Origin of the sequence: Bacillus sp. A01H, from assembly GCF_045277205.1 — a bacterium.
Classification (GTDB): domain Bacteria; phylum Bacillota; class Bacilli; order Bacillales; family Bacillaceae_G; genus Bacillus_A; species Bacillus_A paranthracis.
Window position 1 is genome coordinate 1,900,458 of the sequence record NZ_CP117702.1, and the last position, 17,562, is coordinate 1,918,019.

Annotated in this window: 17 protein-coding genes; 13 read left to right on the forward strand and 4 right to left on the reverse strand. The window is 34.5% G+C overall.

Features of this window, described 5'->3' with window-relative positions:
* Nucleotides 1–74: 74 nt before the first annotated feature.
* Complete coding sequence (locus tag PSR14_RS10080; protein WP_000910228.1) at nucleotides 75–302, reverse strand: hypothetical protein; 228 nt, start codon at nucleotides 300–302, stop codon at nucleotides 75–77.
* A gap of 52 nt (nucleotides 303–354) precedes the next feature.
* Entirely contained in the window at nucleotides 355–1,458 is a 1,104-nt protein-coding gene (locus tag PSR14_RS10085; protein ID WP_061536822.1) for a CapA family protein, read from the reverse strand.
* 213 nt (nucleotides 1,459–1,671) lie between these two features.
* On the opposite strand from PSR14_RS10085, the gene PSR14_RS10090 reads away from it, so the two are divergent.
* The 3 genes from PSR14_RS10090 to PSR14_RS10100 all read left to right on the forward strand — a co-directional run bounded on the left by PSR14_RS10090 (nucleotide 1,672) and on the right by PSR14_RS10100 (nucleotide 4,641).
* The gene (locus tag PSR14_RS10090) at nucleotides 1,672–2,388 is read left to right on the forward strand and encodes a DUF554 domain-containing protein (RefSeq protein WP_000236043.1); all 717 of its coding nucleotides are present in this window, start codon (nucleotides 1,672–1,674) and stop codon (nucleotides 2,386–2,388) included.
* An 18-nt stretch (nucleotides 2,389–2,406) separates the two neighbouring features.
* Nucleotides 2,407–3,258, forward strand: coding sequence for a GNAT family N-acetyltransferase (locus PSR14_RS10095; RefSeq protein ID WP_000390865.1), 852 nt, complete (start codon nucleotides 2,407–2,409; stop codon nucleotides 3,256–3,258).
* Between the two features lie 168 nt (nucleotides 3,259–3,426).
* Nucleotides 3,427–4,641, forward strand: coding sequence for a multidrug efflux MFS transporter (locus PSR14_RS10100; protein WP_000179317.1), 1,215 nt, complete (start codon nucleotides 3,427–3,429; stop codon nucleotides 4,639–4,641).
* Between the two features lie 50 nt (nucleotides 4,642–4,691).
* Here the strand turns inward: PSR14_RS10100 and PSR14_RS10105 are convergent, their stop codons facing one another.
* Nucleotides 4,692–5,453 carry a class III extradiol ring-cleavage dioxygenase gene (locus PSR14_RS10105; RefSeq protein WP_000982925.1) on the reverse strand — a complete coding sequence of 254 codons (762 nt, stop codon included), beginning with the start codon at nucleotides 5,451–5,453 and terminating at the stop codon, nucleotides 4,692–4,694.
* 203 nt (nucleotides 5,454–5,656) lie between these two features.
* Between PSR14_RS10105 and PSR14_RS10110 the strand changes: the two genes are divergently transcribed.
* The 6 genes from PSR14_RS10110 to PSR14_RS10135 all read left to right on the forward strand — a co-directional run bounded on the left by PSR14_RS10110 (nucleotide 5,657) and on the right by PSR14_RS10135 (nucleotide 11,538).
* Nucleotides 5,657–6,580: an alpha/beta fold hydrolase gene (locus PSR14_RS10110; RefSeq protein WP_001102559.1), complete on the forward strand. Its 924-nt coding sequence runs from the start codon at nucleotides 5,657–5,659 to the stop codon at nucleotides 6,578–6,580.
* Nucleotides 6,581–6,827: 247 nt separating this feature from the next.
* On the forward strand, nucleotides 6,828–7,472 hold the full coding sequence (locus PSR14_RS10115) for a LytTR family DNA-binding domain-containing protein (RefSeq protein WP_000389714.1): 645 nt from the start codon (nucleotides 6,828–6,830) through the stop codon (nucleotides 7,470–7,472).
* A 127-nt stretch (nucleotides 7,473–7,599) separates the two neighbouring features.
* Complete coding sequence (locus PSR14_RS10120; RefSeq protein ID WP_000429847.1) at nucleotides 7,600–9,114, forward strand: acetyl-CoA hydrolase/transferase family protein; 1,515 nt, start codon at nucleotides 7,600–7,602, stop codon at nucleotides 9,112–9,114.
* 214 nt (nucleotides 9,115–9,328) lie between these two features.
* Nucleotides 9,329–9,772 (forward strand): GNAT family N-acetyltransferase, encoded by a 444-nt coding sequence (locus PSR14_RS10125; RefSeq protein ID WP_000701904.1) that lies wholly within the window; start codon nucleotides 9,329–9,331, stop codon nucleotides 9,770–9,772.
* Between the two features lie 27 nt (nucleotides 9,773–9,799).
* Nucleotides 9,800–10,159 (forward strand): hypothetical protein, encoded by a 360-nt coding sequence (locus PSR14_RS10130; RefSeq protein WP_000342916.1) that lies wholly within the window; start codon nucleotides 9,800–9,802, stop codon nucleotides 10,157–10,159.
* A 53-nt stretch (nucleotides 10,160–10,212) separates the two neighbouring features.
* Entirely contained in the window at nucleotides 10,213–11,538 is a 1,326-nt protein-coding gene (locus PSR14_RS10135) for a bifunctional S-methyl-5'-thioadenosine deaminase/S-adenosylhomocysteine deaminase (RefSeq protein WP_001997220.1), read from the forward strand.
* 151 nt (nucleotides 11,539–11,689) lie between these two features.
* Here the strand turns inward: PSR14_RS10135 and PSR14_RS10140 are convergent, their stop codons facing one another.
* Complete coding sequence (locus PSR14_RS10140) at nucleotides 11,690–13,072, reverse strand: S9 family peptidase (RefSeq protein ID WP_001035239.1); 1,383 nt, start codon at nucleotides 13,070–13,072, stop codon at nucleotides 11,690–11,692.
* Between the two features lie 583 nt (nucleotides 13,073–13,655).
* On the opposite strand from PSR14_RS10140, the gene PSR14_RS10145 reads away from it, so the two are divergent.
* The 4 genes from PSR14_RS10145 to PSR14_RS10160 all read left to right on the forward strand — a co-directional run bounded on the left by PSR14_RS10145 (nucleotide 13,656) and on the right by PSR14_RS10160 (nucleotide 17,562).
* Nucleotides 13,656–15,284: a peptide ABC transporter substrate-binding protein gene (locus PSR14_RS10145; RefSeq protein WP_000823528.1), complete on the forward strand. Its 1,629-nt coding sequence runs from the start codon at nucleotides 13,656–13,658 to the stop codon at nucleotides 15,282–15,284.
* Between the two features lie 337 nt (nucleotides 15,285–15,621).
* Entirely contained in the window at nucleotides 15,622–16,407 is a 786-nt protein-coding gene (locus tag PSR14_RS10150; protein WP_000418478.1) for a hypothetical protein, read from the forward strand.
* Between the two features lie 58 nt (nucleotides 16,408–16,465).
* The gene (locus tag PSR14_RS10155) at nucleotides 16,466–17,338 is read left to right on the forward strand and encodes a WXG100 family type VII secretion target (protein WP_000526898.1); all 873 of its coding nucleotides are present in this window, start codon (nucleotides 16,466–16,468) and stop codon (nucleotides 17,336–17,338) included.
* Between the two features lie 14 nt (nucleotides 17,339–17,352).
* Nucleotides 17,353–17,562 carry a hypothetical protein gene (locus PSR14_RS10160; protein ID WP_001036914.1) on the forward strand — a complete coding sequence of 70 codons (210 nt, stop codon included), beginning with the start codon at nucleotides 17,353–17,355 and terminating at the stop codon, nucleotides 17,560–17,562.

Genomic DNA, 17,562 nt, shown 5'->3' on the forward strand with positions numbered 1-17,562 from the left:
GAAAGAGTTAGCACCCAAATAAAAAAGATAGATACAAGCGGGGAAATATAATGCTTGTTCTATCTTTTTTATAGTTAAACTAGATATTCATTAAATTCAAGAAGAATAAAGCTAGCTAACCAAAAGAGGATCGCAATACGAATGATTACATACATAGTAAATTCAAAGGTAGTAAGTTTTCGTTCCCGTTTTATTTTTTTTAGAAGTCTAACAGAGAAAAGTGAACATAAAAGTAGAACGGCTATAGACATTTTATAAATATTCTCTAACAAACTTACATTTTCTAATAAATCTTTTAGCATGTTCATCACCTATTCTTTAATGTATATTACAGGAAAATAGATTATGCGCTGTTTAGTTTCGTCTGTTTTTTATTTTCCCTGCATCATCAATTTCTACATCGCTTGAAACTTCTTGTAAATATTGTAGAGCTTTTCTCTTTTCCTCCTCATTCACAGGGGAAACTTGGTTGTTACGGATGATATAAGGATTGAATGACATTTGGACATCCTTTCCTTTAAAAGTTAAAGTTAATACACCAGTTTCAGCACTTTTTCCGTTCACATAACTTGGGAATAAAAAGTTTCCTAATGAGTAAGCGACAGGAACGTTATTATAATATTCAAACCCTTGTAACCAATGTGGATGACTTCCGACAATCGCGTCGGCTCCTGCTGTAACCATTTTATTTACATATTGTTTTTGATAATCTACCGGACGATTTGATTTTTCGACACCCCAATGCATATAGACAATTAAATAGTCTGCATCTTTCTTTTGCTCTTTAATTGTTTTTGTTACAAGATTTAAATCATACCCGTTCGCAACGCCAGGTTTATTGTCATCAGCTACCCAAGTAAAATCAGGCATAAATCGGACGAATGAAAGGAATTTGAATTTTTTTCCTTTTACAGTCATTTCTCGTGCAGTATATGCGTCTTTTGCATTTTTTCCGGCTCCAATGTAAGGGAACTTTGATTTTTCTACGTAAGAGATTGTATCTAGTAATCCCTCTTGTCCGTAATCAAGTGTATGATTATTCCCGATATTTACGATGTCATAACCGGTGTTTTTTATAGCTTGAAGCGTGGATGGATCACTTTTAATCCAAAACAGTTGTCCAGGAGCTTTTTTTTCTCTCGTTGTAAATGCAGACTCTAAATTAACGAAAGAAATATCAGCTTTTGTTATTTCTTCTTTTACATGCTGGAATGGATAATCAGCCCCGTTTTTTTCGATTACCGGACGTAATTGCCAATCAAACATTGTATCACCAGAAAAGGTGAGGGTAATTTCTGGGTCTTCTATTTTCTTTTCTCTCGTTGAAGCAGTTTTGCTAGATTTGTTTTGGAAATCGGGTTTGTCTTTCGCTTTTGAAGTAAAAGAGTGGTTAATTAATACAACAATTGGCGTAATGCAAAAGGCTATTAACAAAAATCGTTTTAGTAAAGTTTTCATAAATACCTTCCCTTTTGAGTTTATCCCGCAATTAAATTAGCAATGAGTCTATAAAAAGTAATTGGTTTATGTACAGATATAAAAAATGCGGTTTATGTATTGAAAAAAACATTTGTTAATATTCTCAATATTAAGTTAACATATAGATAACCTGTAAATCAATGAATAAACCAAAATATAGAAATAAAGAATTCGAAGGGTGAAGAATGAGAAATGGTTATATTAGGAGCAGTTGTAAATGGGATTTGCATTATATTTGGTACTTTACTAGGTAAATTATTTAGTAGAATACCAGAAAGTATGAAGGGAACAATTATGCATGCAATCGGTTTAGCGGTTACTGTACTTGGACTTCAAATGGCATTGAAAAGTGAAAATTTTCTTGTTGTCATACTAAGTTTAGTAATTGGTACCGTCATCGGGGAATGGTTACAATTAGAGGGAAAGTTAAAACAGTTAGGAGATTGGCTAGAAAATAAAGTTGGATCGAAAGGGAAAGGGAGCATATCAGAAGGTTTTGTAACAGCTACTTTAATATTTGCAATTGGCGCGATGGGGATACTTGGTGCACTCGACAGTGGAATTCGCGGAAATCATGATATTTTATTTACAAAGGCAATTATCGATGGATTCATTTCTATTATATTAACGACAACTTTAGGAATTGGCGTAGTATTTTCAGCGATTCCCGTTATTTTATATGAGGGTGGTATTGCAATTTTTGCAACACAAATTAATAGTTTGGTCCCGAAGGAATTAATGAATCAATTTATAGTAGAAATGACAGCTACAGGTGGTATTATGATAGCCGCTATTGGATTGAACTTGCTTAGTATTATTAAAATCAAGGTGGCAAATTTACTTCCAGGTATATTGGTAGTGGGTGTAATTGTTTCAATTATTTATGGTTACGGTTTGTTAGTAAATTAGTAGAGGATGGAAATACATATGGAGGAGTTTCAATTTACAAAACGTGTGCATAACATATTGGAGATTGCAGCAGAAGAGGCAGAATGTAATATCATTCAACCAGTTCATTTATTTATTGGCATGTGTAAAGAAGGTACTGGCGTTTGTGGCGAGTTGTATATGTATTTGTTCCGTAATATGGGTACGGATTTTTCAGAAAAATTTTCATTACGAAAACAATATGATTTAACGGATCAAGATTATAAAAAAATAGGACAATATAAATTATCCCATAAGACGCTAGAAATTTTACAAATAGCGAAAAAACGTATGGAACGTTTTCAGCAAGTAATAATTAATGAAGGACATGTTATATATGCATTATTTCGTGTAAATCCAGTTATTGAAAATGCACAGATGCAAAGAGATATATTACGTATTATAGCTGAGCCAAGAGATTTAGCAGTCGATTTAAAAAGTTTTGTTCCTATTTATAATGATTTAACTTGTACTGTTAGAAAGGCTAACGCTTCTGATTTTGAACAATTAGCAATTTTTGTTGAAGCAGAATTTGGTGAACGGTGGTTACATTCGATAGAGTATGGATTTCGTACATATAAAGAAAACTTACCTATTTATATAGCAGAGCAAGAAGAAGTGATAGTAGGTTTCGCTTGTTATGACGTAGTGAGAGGAAAGAAAGGATTGTTTGGTCCAATGGGCACGGCGAAACAAAATCGTGTGAAAGGTGTAGGGAAGCAATTGTTACATTGTAGTCTACATAGTATGAAGCAAGAGGGTTATGAATATGCAATTATTGGGCAAGCGGGCCCAATTGAGTTTTATGAGAGATGTTGTAATGCACGTTTAATACCGATCATGGATTATTAACCAACTTCATTTAGGTGGAGTTGGTTTTATTATGAAAAAAATGTGGGAATGTAGTGATTTTTATTAGAAAATAGCGGGTTTTGTAGTAAATCTTACAAATAAAGCAAATTACTAAACTTTTTATAAGAAAGGGTGTAGAATGGGTATCTAAAGAAAGAAGGTGTGAAAATGGCCAGCTGGAAACGAAATTTAATGATTTGTTGGCTAGGTTGTTTTACCACTGCAGCCGGTATGAGTTTAGTAATTCCTTTTTTATCTTTTTATATTGAGGAATTAGGGGTGACTGGCACTTCTAGTATTGCACAGTGGTCGGGACTTGCATTTGGTGTAACATTTTTAATGGGTGCGATCGTATCACCAATATGGGGAAAGCTTGGTGATATACATGGACGGAAATTGATGCTAATTCGTGCTAGCCTTGGTATGGCGATTATTATGACGCTTATGGGGTTTGTAACGGATGTATATCAACTAGTCGCACTAAGATTTTTGATGGGAGCAGTATCTGGTTTCCTTTCAACAGCAATGACATTTATTGCAGCAGAAACTCCGCAAGAGCATTCAGGTTGGGCGATCTCCACAATTTCAACTGGTGGCGTGAGCGGTTCTTTACTTGGACCGTTACTTGGAGGTTATTTATCTGAGTTAATTGGAATGCGTCATGTTTTTCTTGTTACAGGAGCTTTTTTATTCCTTTCCTTTCTCATCGTTTTTTTCTTTCTACATGAAGAAAATCACTCTGCTCAAGCAAAAAAAGTACAAACGAAAAAAGTATGGACGATGGTTCCAGCTAAACATTTGATTATTAGTTTGTTTGTAACAACATTTATTATTCAACTTGCTAATATGTCTGTTCAGCCAATTGTTACATTGTACGTGAAAAATTTAGTTGGTCCTCAAACAGCGCATATTGAAACAATTGCAGGCGCCGTTATGTCAGCGACAGGATTAGCTGTTATTTTGGCAGCACCAAGATTAGGACGATTATCAGATCATATCGGTCCTCAAAAAACGTTAGTTGTAGCGTTGTTTGCTGCAGGAATTATTTTTATCCCGCAAGCATTTGTAACCTCAGCTTGGCAACTATTAATTCTTAGATTTTTATTAGGTATTGCACAAGCAGGATTATTACCTTCCGTACAAACTCTACTAAAACAACATACACCAACTCATGTAACGGGACGAATATTTGGATATAATCAATCGTTTCAGTTTTTAGGAAATATGATTGGACCAGTACTTGGTGGACAAATTGCAGCACATGCAGGGTTTCAATATGTTTTCTTCTCTACATCATCACTATTGTTTATTGCGTGTATTTGGGTTTATTTTCATAATAAGAACGAAGAGGTATCAGAGAAACGACATTTGGAAGTTAGTTAACTAAGTGAAAGAAAAAAGGATGAAGCAATGATTGCTTCATCCTTTTTTCTTTAAAATTGGAGACAAAGATAACTTAATGTACCAAGCTCGTAACTACGGTGAATGACTTCACCGCTATTTTCACCACTTCCCATAGCGATAAATAAAGGAACAAAATGCTCTGCTCTTGGTACTGCTAATTGTGCATGAGGCGCATTGTTTTCCCAATTAAACAACGCATCTTTATCGTTAGTCTGCATATGTTTTATAATCCAATCATCAAATTCAATTGCCCATTGTTCGGGTGTAGTTTGATTCCATTTCAGTGCTCGTAAGTTATGAACGGTAACACCGCTACCGATTACTAAAATATCTTCTTGTCCAAGTCCTTTTAATGCTTCTCCAATCTTAAATTGTTCTTTTGCAGAAAGGAATGGATTTACTGATATTTGTATGACAGGAATATTTGCTTCTGGATACATACGGTGCAATAGTGTCCATGAGCCGTGATCTAAACCTCTCGTCATATTATGATGAACTGGAATACCTTTGTTTTTAAATTTTGTTTCTAACATGGATGCAATGCTAGAAGAACCTTTTGCACGATATTTAATTTCATATAACTCTGGAGGAAAACCTCCAAAATCATAAATTGTTTCATATTCGTTATCTGATGAGGAAATCGTTAATACTTCACTTTCCCAGTGAGCAGTGAAAATAACAATTGCTTTCGGTTTATATGTTTCTCCAAGTGTTTTTAAAAAACTTGTATAATCTGTATCTTGAATAGCGAGCATTGGTGAACCATGTGCTAAAAATAGTGATGGCATCATAGTAAAAACCTCCTAAAACCATATAGTTACTTTATGTAAGTAACTATATAATTTTATAGACGTTTCGTCAACATAAATAGTTTGACAGCTAATCGGAAAAGGTAGGTATTTGTCATAATGAAAGCAATTGCATATAATACATAATAAGAATAATGAATAGATATTCATTTTTGAGATACATAATAGAGTTGGGGGCTGACGAAATGAACGTACAGGAAAGTTTCGTTACGGCATTGGATGAATCAGAAATTTATTTACGCAAGTGGTTACCAGAATGTGAACCGAAAGGGATTATTCAAATTGCACATGGTATGACAGAACATGCAGGTGTTTATACAGATTTTATTGATGCTTTATTAGAAGCAGGGTATGGTGTTTATGCGCATGATCATAAAGGCCATGGGAAAACAGTAAAAAGAGAAGAAGACTATGGTCATTTTGAACCGGATATAGGGTGGAATCAGGTTGTGTCTGATGTGATCTTTGTTTCGGAAATGATAAAAGAAGAGCAGTCATGTCCATTATTTTTACTTGGCCATAGTATGGGATCTTTCCTATCAAGACGAGCTGTGCAACTTAGAGGCGAACTATATGATGGATTCCTTATTTCAGGAACTGGTGGAAACCCAGGGTTCTTAGGAGTCATTGGTCATAGAGTAGCGACAATTGAGATGAAATTACGCGGGGCAAAAACGAAAAGTCCGATGCTAAACTTTTTATCTTTCGGAAATTTCAATTCGCACTTTAAACCAAATCGCACAAAATTTGATTGGTTATCTTCAGATAACAGTCAAGTAGATAAATATATTGCGGATCCATTATGTGGATTCATTTGTACGACTAGTTTTTATCGAGAATTATTTTCTGGTGTGTTAGAAGTAAATAAACTAGAAGAGTTTAAGAAAACACCGCAAAACCTTCCAATACATATTTTTTCAGGAGATCGTGATCCTGTTGGAGATATGGGAAAAGGTGTAAAAGAAGTATATGAAAATTATAAAAAATGTGGCGTAAAAGATGTAACGCTGCGTCTATATGAAAATGGAAGACATGAAATGTTCCATGAAGTGAATAGAGAAGAAGTATTTCAAGATTTGATTTCGTGGTTAGAAGAACATAATAAATGAGAATGAAAGCTAAGTCCAGACTGTTTATAGTTTGGACTTTTTGTTTGTAGGTGTTGCAAGTATTTACTGATGTAGTGTTCATGTCATTTTTACATATTTGAAGGTAGGTTATATTCTATATAATTAAATAAATAGAAAGCCTTGTGCAAATGAGGAGATAAATGTATAAAATTAATAATCAAACTTTTTATAAAGCAACAGAGGCCATTCATAATAGTAGTATAATAGTGAATGAGGTGTTAATAGAATGGAAGATAAAACATTAGGTTTACTATTAGATGTTGTTGGGGAATTATTTTCAGATGAAATTTCAATTGCTGTATCGAATACGAAAGAATATATATACTATCGGCCAAGTAAACGAATTGATTTAAAGATTAGTGTCGGTGATCCTATAAAGGAAGGAACGATTGCTCATAAAGCAATGGTGACAAACCAAAAAACCTCTGAGTTTATGAATCGGGATGTTTTTGGTATTCCTTATCATGGTATGGCCGTACCATTCTCAAACAATGGAAAGCTTGAAGGTTGCGTGACAGCCATTTATCCAGCTTTAACGGACGGAAAATCAGTCGTTACTTTAAAAACAACGGACGGCTGGATTCCGGTTCCTTTTTCAAAAGTCATGTATTTAGAGGCGAAAGATAAAAAGACGTATGTAAATGCAGAAGAGTTAACAGGGACACATAAATACTCGTTACAAGAATTCGAATACTTACTTCCGAAAGATTCATTTATTAGATGCCACCGTTCCTTTATTGTAAATGTGAATCATATTCAAGCGATTTATCCTGATACGCATTCTACTTTTTTACTTTCTATGGATAATGGAGAGAGGGTTCCAGTTAGTCAATCATACGCTAGTTATTTTCGTAAACTTCTAGGATTCTAAATTATTCTGCTTTAGAGACTAGATTCGCTGTTTTGTCTGAATTTTTGCCATTGTATACTGAAATCCCTATTTAGATACTGTTAAAGTGTAAAATAATTATGAATATTCATAGGGAGAGGGATTACATATGGAGAATAATTTGAATAGAATTAGGGATGAACGTCTGAAAGATCGCGTAGTTACACCTGAAGAAGCAGCTTCATGGATTGAAAGTGGAATGACTTTAGGCTTAAGTGGGTTTACACGTGCAGGTGATGTAAAAGCAGTCCCATTTGCGCTTGTAAACCGAGTTAAGAATGATACATCTTTTAAAGTAAATGTTTATACTGGTGCCTCTTTAGGTTCTGATGTAGATAAATTATTTGCGGAAGCAGGAATTTTAGGGAAAAGATTGCCTTTCCAAGCTGATGCGACTATGCGAAAAGGAATTAATAACGGAGATTTTTTATTTGTGGACCAGCACTTATCTCATACATCAGAGTTACTTCGCGCTGACGTTATGGATGTAGATTTTGCTATTTTGGAAGCGGTTGCGATTACTGAAGATGGCATGATTATTCCAACAACTTCAATAGGAAATTCTTTAGCGTTTTCTTTAAATGCTAAGTCCATTATTATTGAAATGAATATGGCTCAATCCACGCAGTTAGAAGGACTGCATGATTTATATGAACCAGGTAAACAAGGAGAAAGACTTCCAATTCCAATTGTGAAAACGGATGATCGAATTGGAACGATTGGCATTCCAATCGATGTTGAAAAGGTGAAAGGGATTGTGTTTACGAACCAATTAGACTCACCATCGACAATTGTTCCTCCGGATGAAGAAACTGTTATTATGGCACAGCATTTAATAGAGTTCCTTCGAAAAGAAGTCGAAGTAGGCCGATTAACAAATCGTTTAGCACCGTTACAATCAGGAATTGGCTCAGTGGCTAATGCTGTTCTTCATGGAATGTTAGATTCGGAGTTTGAAGATTTAGAAGTGTATTCTGAAGTTTTACAAGATGCGGTCTTTGATCTTATGGATGCTGGAAAAGTCAATTTTGCTTCATGCTGTTCAATCACACTCTCTGAGGAGAAAATGCAAAAAGTATTTTCCAACTTTGAAAAATATCGTGACAAATTAATGATGCGCCCGCAAGAGATTTCTAATCATCCTGAAATCATTCGTCGCCTCGGATTAATCTCGATTAATACTGCTTTAGAATTAGATATATACGGAAATGTGAACTCTACTCACGTTTTAGGCACAAAAATGATGAATGGTATCGGTGGTTCTGGTGATTTTGCGAGAAATGCTCGCCTAGCTATCTTTGTTACGAAATCGATTGCGAAAGGTGGCAACATTTCAAGTATCGTTCCTTTTGTTTCACATGTGGACCATACGGAACACGATGTAGATGTTATCGTCACTGAACAAGGGTATGTTGATCTAAGAGGACTGGCCCCAAGAGAAAGAGTGGAATTAATTATCGAGAATTGCGCACATCCAATGTATCGTGATCAGCTAAGAGCTTATTACGAAGAAGCTAAAACGAGAGGTGGACAAACTCCTCATGTTTTAGAAAAAGCTTTTTCTTGGCATACGAATTATGCTAAAAATGGAACAATGCTTGAGGCGGTAGTAGAAACTGTATAGGTGTTTATCGTTAGAAATAGTAAAACGAAAGATTGAGTTTGAAAAAAATTTTAGAAGAAGAAAACGCCAACTTTCAAAGATGGCGTTTTTTTCTTTAAATACATTGTTACAGGCCGTACTGATTATAATAAAGATTTATGAAAATAAGAGGGTTTTTTAATTACTTTTCGAATCATTTTAATAGTTTACATATCGAAGGTGAGGAGAAAGAATCATGAAGATAAGAGAAGCGTTATTAAGTGAAGCAAATGAATTAAGTGAACTCGCACTACAATCAAAAGCGACGTGGGATTATAGTGAAGAATTCATAATTGCCTGTAAGGAAGATTTAACTATTACAGAAGAGTATATAAATAATAATTTTGTATATGTTTTTGAAAACGATAATACGAAGATTGGATTTTTCTCATTTTTACGTAATGATAAAGCTCTCGATTTCCTGTACATTCATCCTCGTTACAAAGGGAAAGGCTACGGGAAAATAATGTGGAAGTATGTAATAGAAAAAGCAAATGAACTAGGCTTAAAAAGTTTTACGATTGATAGTGATCCGAATGCAAAAGGATATTACTTGAAAATGGGCGCACAGTTAATCGGAGAGACACCATCAACGGTCTTTAAGGATCGTTTACTGCCTCTTTTGAAATATGATGTGTAAAACTATTAATAGTAGGGGAAGATTAGAGTGGATGATGTAAAGGAAAAAAGAATATATGAAGCATTAATAAGATCGTGGTCGATTGAAACAAGTTCGAAGTGGACGACTGAGAATCCAGCAAAGGGACAGTGTGGTGTAACGGCTTTGGTCGTTCAAGACATATACGGAGGAGAGATTAAAAAGACAAAAGTAAGAGAGGCGTGGCACTTTTATAACTTTATAGATGGACAGAGGTTTGATTTTACAGAGGCTCAATTTAATGAAAAACTGAATTATATGGATATAGAATCAAATCGAGAAGAAGCATTTGCAGATACAAATGAAAAACAATATTGCATGTTGAAGAAAAAGATAACGAAAGAATTGAAATTATCTTTTGACTCTTAATCTTTAATAAGTTACTATAATGGTGGTAACTTATTAAAGGGAACTTCATAGAGTTGAAAGGGGAAATACTTTTGAAAACAACTTATGTAAACGCTACAATCGTAACGATGAATGAACAAAATGAAGTGATAGAAAATGGATATATCATTGTAGAAAATGATCAAATTATAGATGTGAAGAGCGGAGAATTCGCTAATGATTTTGAAGTAGATGAAGTAATTGACATGAAAGGAAAATGGGTTTTACCAGGGCTTGTCAATACACATACACACGTTGTAATGAGTCTCTTAAGAGGTATTGGTGATGATATGTTATTACAGCCGTGGCTTGAGACAAGAATTTGGCCACTTGAAAGTCAATTTACTCCAGAACTTGCGGTTGCTAGTACGGAACTAGGATTACTTGAAATGGTGAAAAGTGGTACAACATCATTCTCTGATATGTTTAATCCAATTGGAGTAGATCAAGATGCAATTATGGAAACGGTATCAAGGAGCGGGATGCGAGCTGCTGTTTCAAGAACTTTATTTAGCTTTGGAACGAAAGAGGATGAAAAGAAAGCAATTGAAGAAGCTGAGAAATATGTGAAGCGTTACTATAACGAAAGTGGTATGTTAACTACGATGGTTGCACCGCATAGTCCATATACATGCAGTACAGAACTGTTAGAAGAGTGTGCACGTATTGCAGTAGAAAATCAAACGATGGTTCATATTCACCTTTCGGAAACAGAGCGTGAAGTACGTGATATTGAAGCGCAGTACGGAAAACGTCCAGTAGAATATGCGGCAAGTTGCGGATTGTTTAAACGACCAACAGTGATTGCACACGGTGTAGTATTAGATGACAATGAGCGTGCATTTTTAGCGGAACATGACGTTCGAGTAGCTCATAATCCGAATAGTAATTTAAAACTAGGGTCTGGTATAGCGAATGTAAAAGCGATGTTAGAAGCAGGGATGAAAGTAGGAATTGCAACAGATAGTGTTGCATCTAACAATAATTTAGATATGTTTGAAGAAATGCGCATAGCGACTTTACTACAAAAAGGTATTCACCAAGATGCAACAGCGTTACCGGTTGAAACAGCTCTTACACTTGCAACTAAAGGAGCTGCTGAAGTAATCGGTATGAAACAAACAGGATCACTTGAGGTTGGAAAGTGCGCTGATTTCATTACAATTGATCCGTCTAATAAGCCCCATTTACAACCAGCAGATGAAGTATTATCGCATCTTGTATATGCTGCTAGTGGAAAAGATATAAGCGATGTAATTATTAACGGAAAACATGTCGTTTGGAATGGCGAATGTAAAACGTTAGATGAAGAGCGTATTATATTTGAAGCAAGTCGATATAAACGAGGTTTGCAAAGATAGGTATTTTCAGGATGTGGAGAAAGTCTTCTCCACATCCTGTTTTTGTGTCTGAACCTTTTTATTAATAAAAAGAAGTTAAGAATTTAGATAAAATCATTAGTTTCAAAAATCCTTTACATCATAATGATTATTTAAAGGATTTTGATGTTTCTTATTCTTTTGTCGCGTTGACCCATTTAATAATGTCCTGAATTACGTATTTAGGAATATTAGCAGGGATTTCATATTCACTAGGAAGACTTAATTCCCCATCACCCTCTGTGAAGAAATGATTCAATTTTGGGTATTCATTGAACTGAACATTCCTGCGGTTTGAAAGCCCTTCCTGCCATTTTATATATTCATTTTTTACTGTTACTTGATAATCGCGTGCTCCTTGCAGAATCAGTAAAGGTTCTTTTCGTGATCTTGCCTCTTCAACAGGACGCCACCTAGAAACATCATACATAAAATGAGGCGATCCCAAATTGTAGCCAGTTGGAGGATGCTCAGGATTGAACGTAGGGTCTTGGATAAAAGCGAACTGTCTTTTTAGTTCATCGATTACTTCCTTTGACGCCCCTAGGTATTGATTCTGATCAATGGCAATGTCAGTCAAGGGGCGTGCAGGTGGTGCGAGTAAGATACTTCCTCTAACAAGTGAAGAAGGTGATTTGCTTAGTATACGTGGCATTGCGCCAGCTCCTAGACTATGTCCAAGAATGAAAATATTATTTGGATCAATGCCTTCCTGCTGCGCTGCTGATTTTGCTGCATATATTGCATCATCTGTAGTATCACGGTCTAACGTAACAGGTTCTGCACTCATCTTTAATGCGTGTTCTAAGGTACGTTTTTCATAGCGCAACACTGCAATTCCGTTGGATGAAAGGCCCACCGCAAGATCGCGTAAGATTTTTGTTCCCATATATGTGCTATCGCGATCATGGATGCCAGCACCATGAACAAGAACAACTACGGGTAGCTTTTCACCAGGCTTATGTTTCGGAACCGTTAATGTCGCTGGTAACGGATAGGTGGAATTTCCGATGACGATTTCACGTTCTTGATAAGAGTCAGGTTGATCATAGCTAGGATGCGGGATGGTATATGATTCCTTGGGAGGCCTTTCTCCAATTTCATCTACTTTCCCGCCAGGTGTAAATTTAAGGAGTAGCGGTATGGTAGTTCCTTCGATAACTGCTGGCATTTCCACCGTCTGATGGACTAAGTTTCGTTCTTTTATCACGGGGGGCCCCATGCTTTTTATACCGCTCCAGCCACTCTGTGTCCACCAGTTTTGTAATGTGTTTGCTGTAAACTTGGATTGAAAAGCAGCAGACGTCAACTGAAGTGCCTCTGCATATTTATCTTGCTGGAGATATTCAAAAAATAATGAGGTACGCTCCGTTAAAGAGACTCGTTTTTTTTCTACAGATGGTTCCTCATGTGTATTTGCGTGAATAGCTGTTGTAAGCGGAAAAGATGAAATGCCTAAAGAAAAGAGCAGGGTAAAGGAAAGTATTGATTTTTGTATTTTCTTTTTTTTATTCATGTTTTAACCTCCAATATGTGATGGTGAAAAATAGGTATGATAAATTAAGGTTCTGTTGTAACAACGTCTAAACCATTGATATGTTCATCTAAAACCAACAGTTCTGGTTTTGTCGTAATGGCTCTAGTAACTCCTAATCTCTCTTTCTTCACTTTATATTTTGACTATACGAAACAAAGTTCTCGTTTTTCTTACTTGATCCTTACAAAATCCTTAAGTGTATAAGATTTGTAAAATATCACTTGCTACTTGACCTGAATTTCAAAAAAAAAGCGGCATTTCTTAATGGAGATAAAAAAATATCCCAACCAAACTGTACCTATATGTCTATTAAGTTAATTATGGGGGGATTTATATGAAACAGAAGAAAAGTTAAAGCAAAAAGGGAGGTATACAATAGGAGATGTTTTTTAAACTTGAGCGAACAGCGTAGATTATACATTCAATCTTTAGTGATCCTTTTTAAAAGGGTCACTTTTTTCTTGAACGAATAAATATTCAAAAGAATGTCGCATCTTTCTGTTCATATTTCTGCTATAATATATAACGCTTTATAATATTTTATATTTAAGGAGAACAACTCATGAAGCGAAAAAAGAGCCATTTAATGGTAATGGCACTTGTTACATCTTTATTATTAACAGCTTGTAATAACAAGGAAAATAGAAGTGATGCAGAGTCAAAAAAACAAGTATTAAATGTAACAGTATCAGAAGAGATTCCTTCTCTTGATACCGCGAAAACGATGGATGGTACGTCAGCGCACGTTATGCAAAACATATTTGAAGGGTTGTATGTATTAGATAATCAAGATCAGCCTATTCCAGCGGTAGCAAAATCGTTTAAAAGAAGTGAAGATGGTAAAAAATATACATTTGATTTGCGTAAAGATGCAAAATGGTCAAATGGAGACAGTGTGACAGCAAATGATTTTATGTTTGCATGGAAACGTGCAATTAATCCTGAAACAGCGTCTCAATATGCGTATATGCTTTTTTACGTGAAAAATGCAAAAGAGATAAATAAGGGAACAGTACCTCTTGCTGAACTTGGGGTTAAAGTTATAAATGATTATAAATTGGAAGTGGAACTTGAACAGCCAATCCCGTATTTTTTACAGTTGTTAGCGCTACCTATTTACTTACCACAGCATGAATCATTTTTGAAAGAACAAGGAAAGAATTATGCATTGGAACCTAGTAATCTCATATATAATGGGCCATTTGTATTAGAGAAATGGAAGCATGAACAAGAGTTTCAATTAAAGAAAAATGCTACATATTGGGATGAAAAGAAAGTGAAATTAGACGAGATAAACTTTCAAATTGTAAAGGATACAATGACCGCTGTTAATTTATACGAAGCTGGTAATTTGGACCGGGTGCCTATTAATTCTCAATTTGTAGACAAGTATAAAGGGGATAAGGAGTTACATATGTCGAGCGAACCTGCAATTGCTATGCTACGTTTTAATGAAAAAAATAGTGCGTTAGCAAATAAGAAAGTGCGACAGGCTATTTCATTCGCGTTAAATAAAGAGGATTTCGTTGCTCATTTTATTAATAACGGAGCAAAACCTGCAACTGGGCTAGTACCAGTTGGGCATATCAATGAAGAAACGGGAAAAGATTTTAGGGAAGAAAACGGAAACCTTTCTTTATATGATGTACAAAGTGCGAAAAAAAATTGGGAAGAAGCGAAAAAAGAGCTTGGAGTAGAACAAGTAAACTTCGAGTTTTTAACATTTGAACAAGATAACGCAAAACGTATGGCAGAATATATAAAAGGTGATTTAGAAAAGAATTTACAAGGATTAACGATACAAATTAAACAACAGCCATTTAAGCAAAAATTACAGTTAGAACAAACAGGTGATTACGATATAACTATGGCAAATTGGGGACCAGACTATAAAGACCCAATTAGTTATTTAGAACTATTTACGACGGGTAATCCGAATAATAAAATGAGTTACTCCAATCCTCGTTACGATGAATTAATAAAGAAAGCGAAAACTGATCTCGTACTAGAACCAGAGAAACGATGGGGAGCATTGCTAGAAGCTGAGCAGGTATTATTAGAAGATGCAGCTGTAGCGCCGCTGTATCATATTGGTTCAGCTTATGTACAAAAGGATTACGTAAAGGGAATTGAAAAGCATCAATTTGGTGGTGTTTATACTTATAAAAATGCTTATATCGCTAATAAATAAATAAATAAAAAAACCTTACTTATTAAAAGTAAGGTTTTTTTACAGAGGACAGGGAAATCCTTTGGTAGTGTTCCTAGCATATAAAGAAGAGAAGTGCAAAATTGTAGTTACACATTCATAAGAAGTTGCAACAAATAGTTTGTTTAAGTAAAAAGAAGAATAGAAATATAGCATACAAGGAATAAGGGAATGTAGTATAAATCAACATACAAGCATTTTCTTTCTGTAACTATGTTTGTTTTTAATTATATAAAAAAAAAATTAGATTATATATTTTGTCCTTGGTATACTTAAAAGGTAATTTGGGGTATTAAGATGAATTGATAGAGGTGTTTGTGTGGAATTATTTGAGTTTTATAAAAAAAAGGGGAAGTTTAAGTGTTTGATTGGAATTGGGCTCTTTCTTTATGGATTAATTGGTATATATAATACTCGAGGTAATATTAATTGGGGACCAGTAATTTTTATTATTATAGTTTCATTTGTTGTTTTTGGTATTGGATTTTGGCAACTAAGAAAAGGCGATTTATTAAAAGAAAATATAGTTGAAAATGATTTGAAGTTTTGGGATATCGATACTTATATTTTATTAGAATTACCTGAAAATAATAAACATTTGGGCTTATATACTCCTGATGGGATATATGTAGCAGGAACAAAGATGGTTTCTTCAACATTACCTGTTTTAAAAAATAAACAAGTTTTTGGATTGGAAGCAAGTGATGGAGAAATTCTAGCATATTTTCATAGTGAAGTTGAAAATTATGATTGGGCTATTTATGATTCAAATTATAATTGTGTAGGGATGTTTAAAGAAAATATGATACAAGGATTTGGAATGGTACGTGGTGCTTTAACGAATGAAAAAAAGATAAAAATTTCTGAAGTAGAAGTTGAATTTGATTTTTTCGAAACTTCTTTTCGTACAATGGATAACCGGATATTAATAAACTGTAAAAGAGGATATATGCCTTTGGAATGGAGCGAAAGATTCGGATTAAATGTACCTATTATTAAATTAGGTAATAATATTTCTAATGCTGAAAAGATATTTGGTTTAGGGGTTCTTATCTATATTTTAGAAACAATTAAAGTAAGAAAGAGTAGGATTTTTAATGATTAAAATTAAATGTTTATGTTATAAGATTTATTGAATGTGTTATTAGGGTAGGGGGATATCCATGGGGAATATACAAGTTAGACCGGAAGAATTGAGAAGAATTGCAAAGAATTTTAAATATGCTAGTAATATAGAATCAGATCGTCATTTGAAAATTCAAGGGGAATTATTAAATCTTCAAATGAGATGGATTGGTGCTTCAAGTTTAAGTTTTTATAATGATCTACCTAGAATGAATAAAGCACATGAATCTTTTCTTAATATTATAAAGCAAATAGAAGATGAATTACTTCGTATAGCAGAGAAATTTGAAAAAGCTGATATGGAATATTCGTCTAAAAACTCTAAAAATGATTCACTTTTGATGAATTCAAAGTCAGCGGTTGAAGCGGGAGTTGGAGTAGTTGTAAAAGGAATTGGTAATGTAATTAATGGTGAAAAGTATGAAAAGTCACTTGTAGATGAAAAGGGAAATGGTGGTCTATTTATTAAAGGTCTTACAGTTGAAGCCGAGCCGTTTGTAAGTTCTCGTACTTATGATAGATTTGATGTGAAAGATAAAAACAAGAGGGAACAAACTTTTGGACCTATGGTTGGTTTTACAGTAGCCCAAGCTGGAATAGAACAAGAGAATATTAGAGGATTTGGAGTAGGAGCTGAAGCTAAAGTAGCACTTGCTACTGCAGAGTTAGGTGCTCATGTAGAAAATGGGAATTTACATATAGGAGCTGAAGCTACTCTGGTAAAATATGAGAGTGCTATAAAAATCCCACTTCCATTTTCTGATAAAAAATTACAAATTGGAGGATCGGCGTCACTTGGGACAGTCGGGGGATCTTTAGAAGCTGGAAAAAGTGGAGTGAAATTCCATGTACCATTTGGTCCTGGTGTAGGTTTATGGGGATTTGGTGGAGAATTTGCTATTAAAGAATAAAGGGGAAAATTAGTATGAATAAGAAAGTGAAAATTTTAAAATATTTTATGGTTATATTAGCTTGCATTGCAATTTTTGGGACAGTTTTACCTAATGCATTAGATCCAAATGAATCATTAGCAGGGAAAATTTCAATTGCAACTTTCGGTACAATTGGAGCTTGTTTACTATTCTCTATTATGTATTTTATTGTAAAAAAAGCTATTTTAAGAGGTGGGAAATAA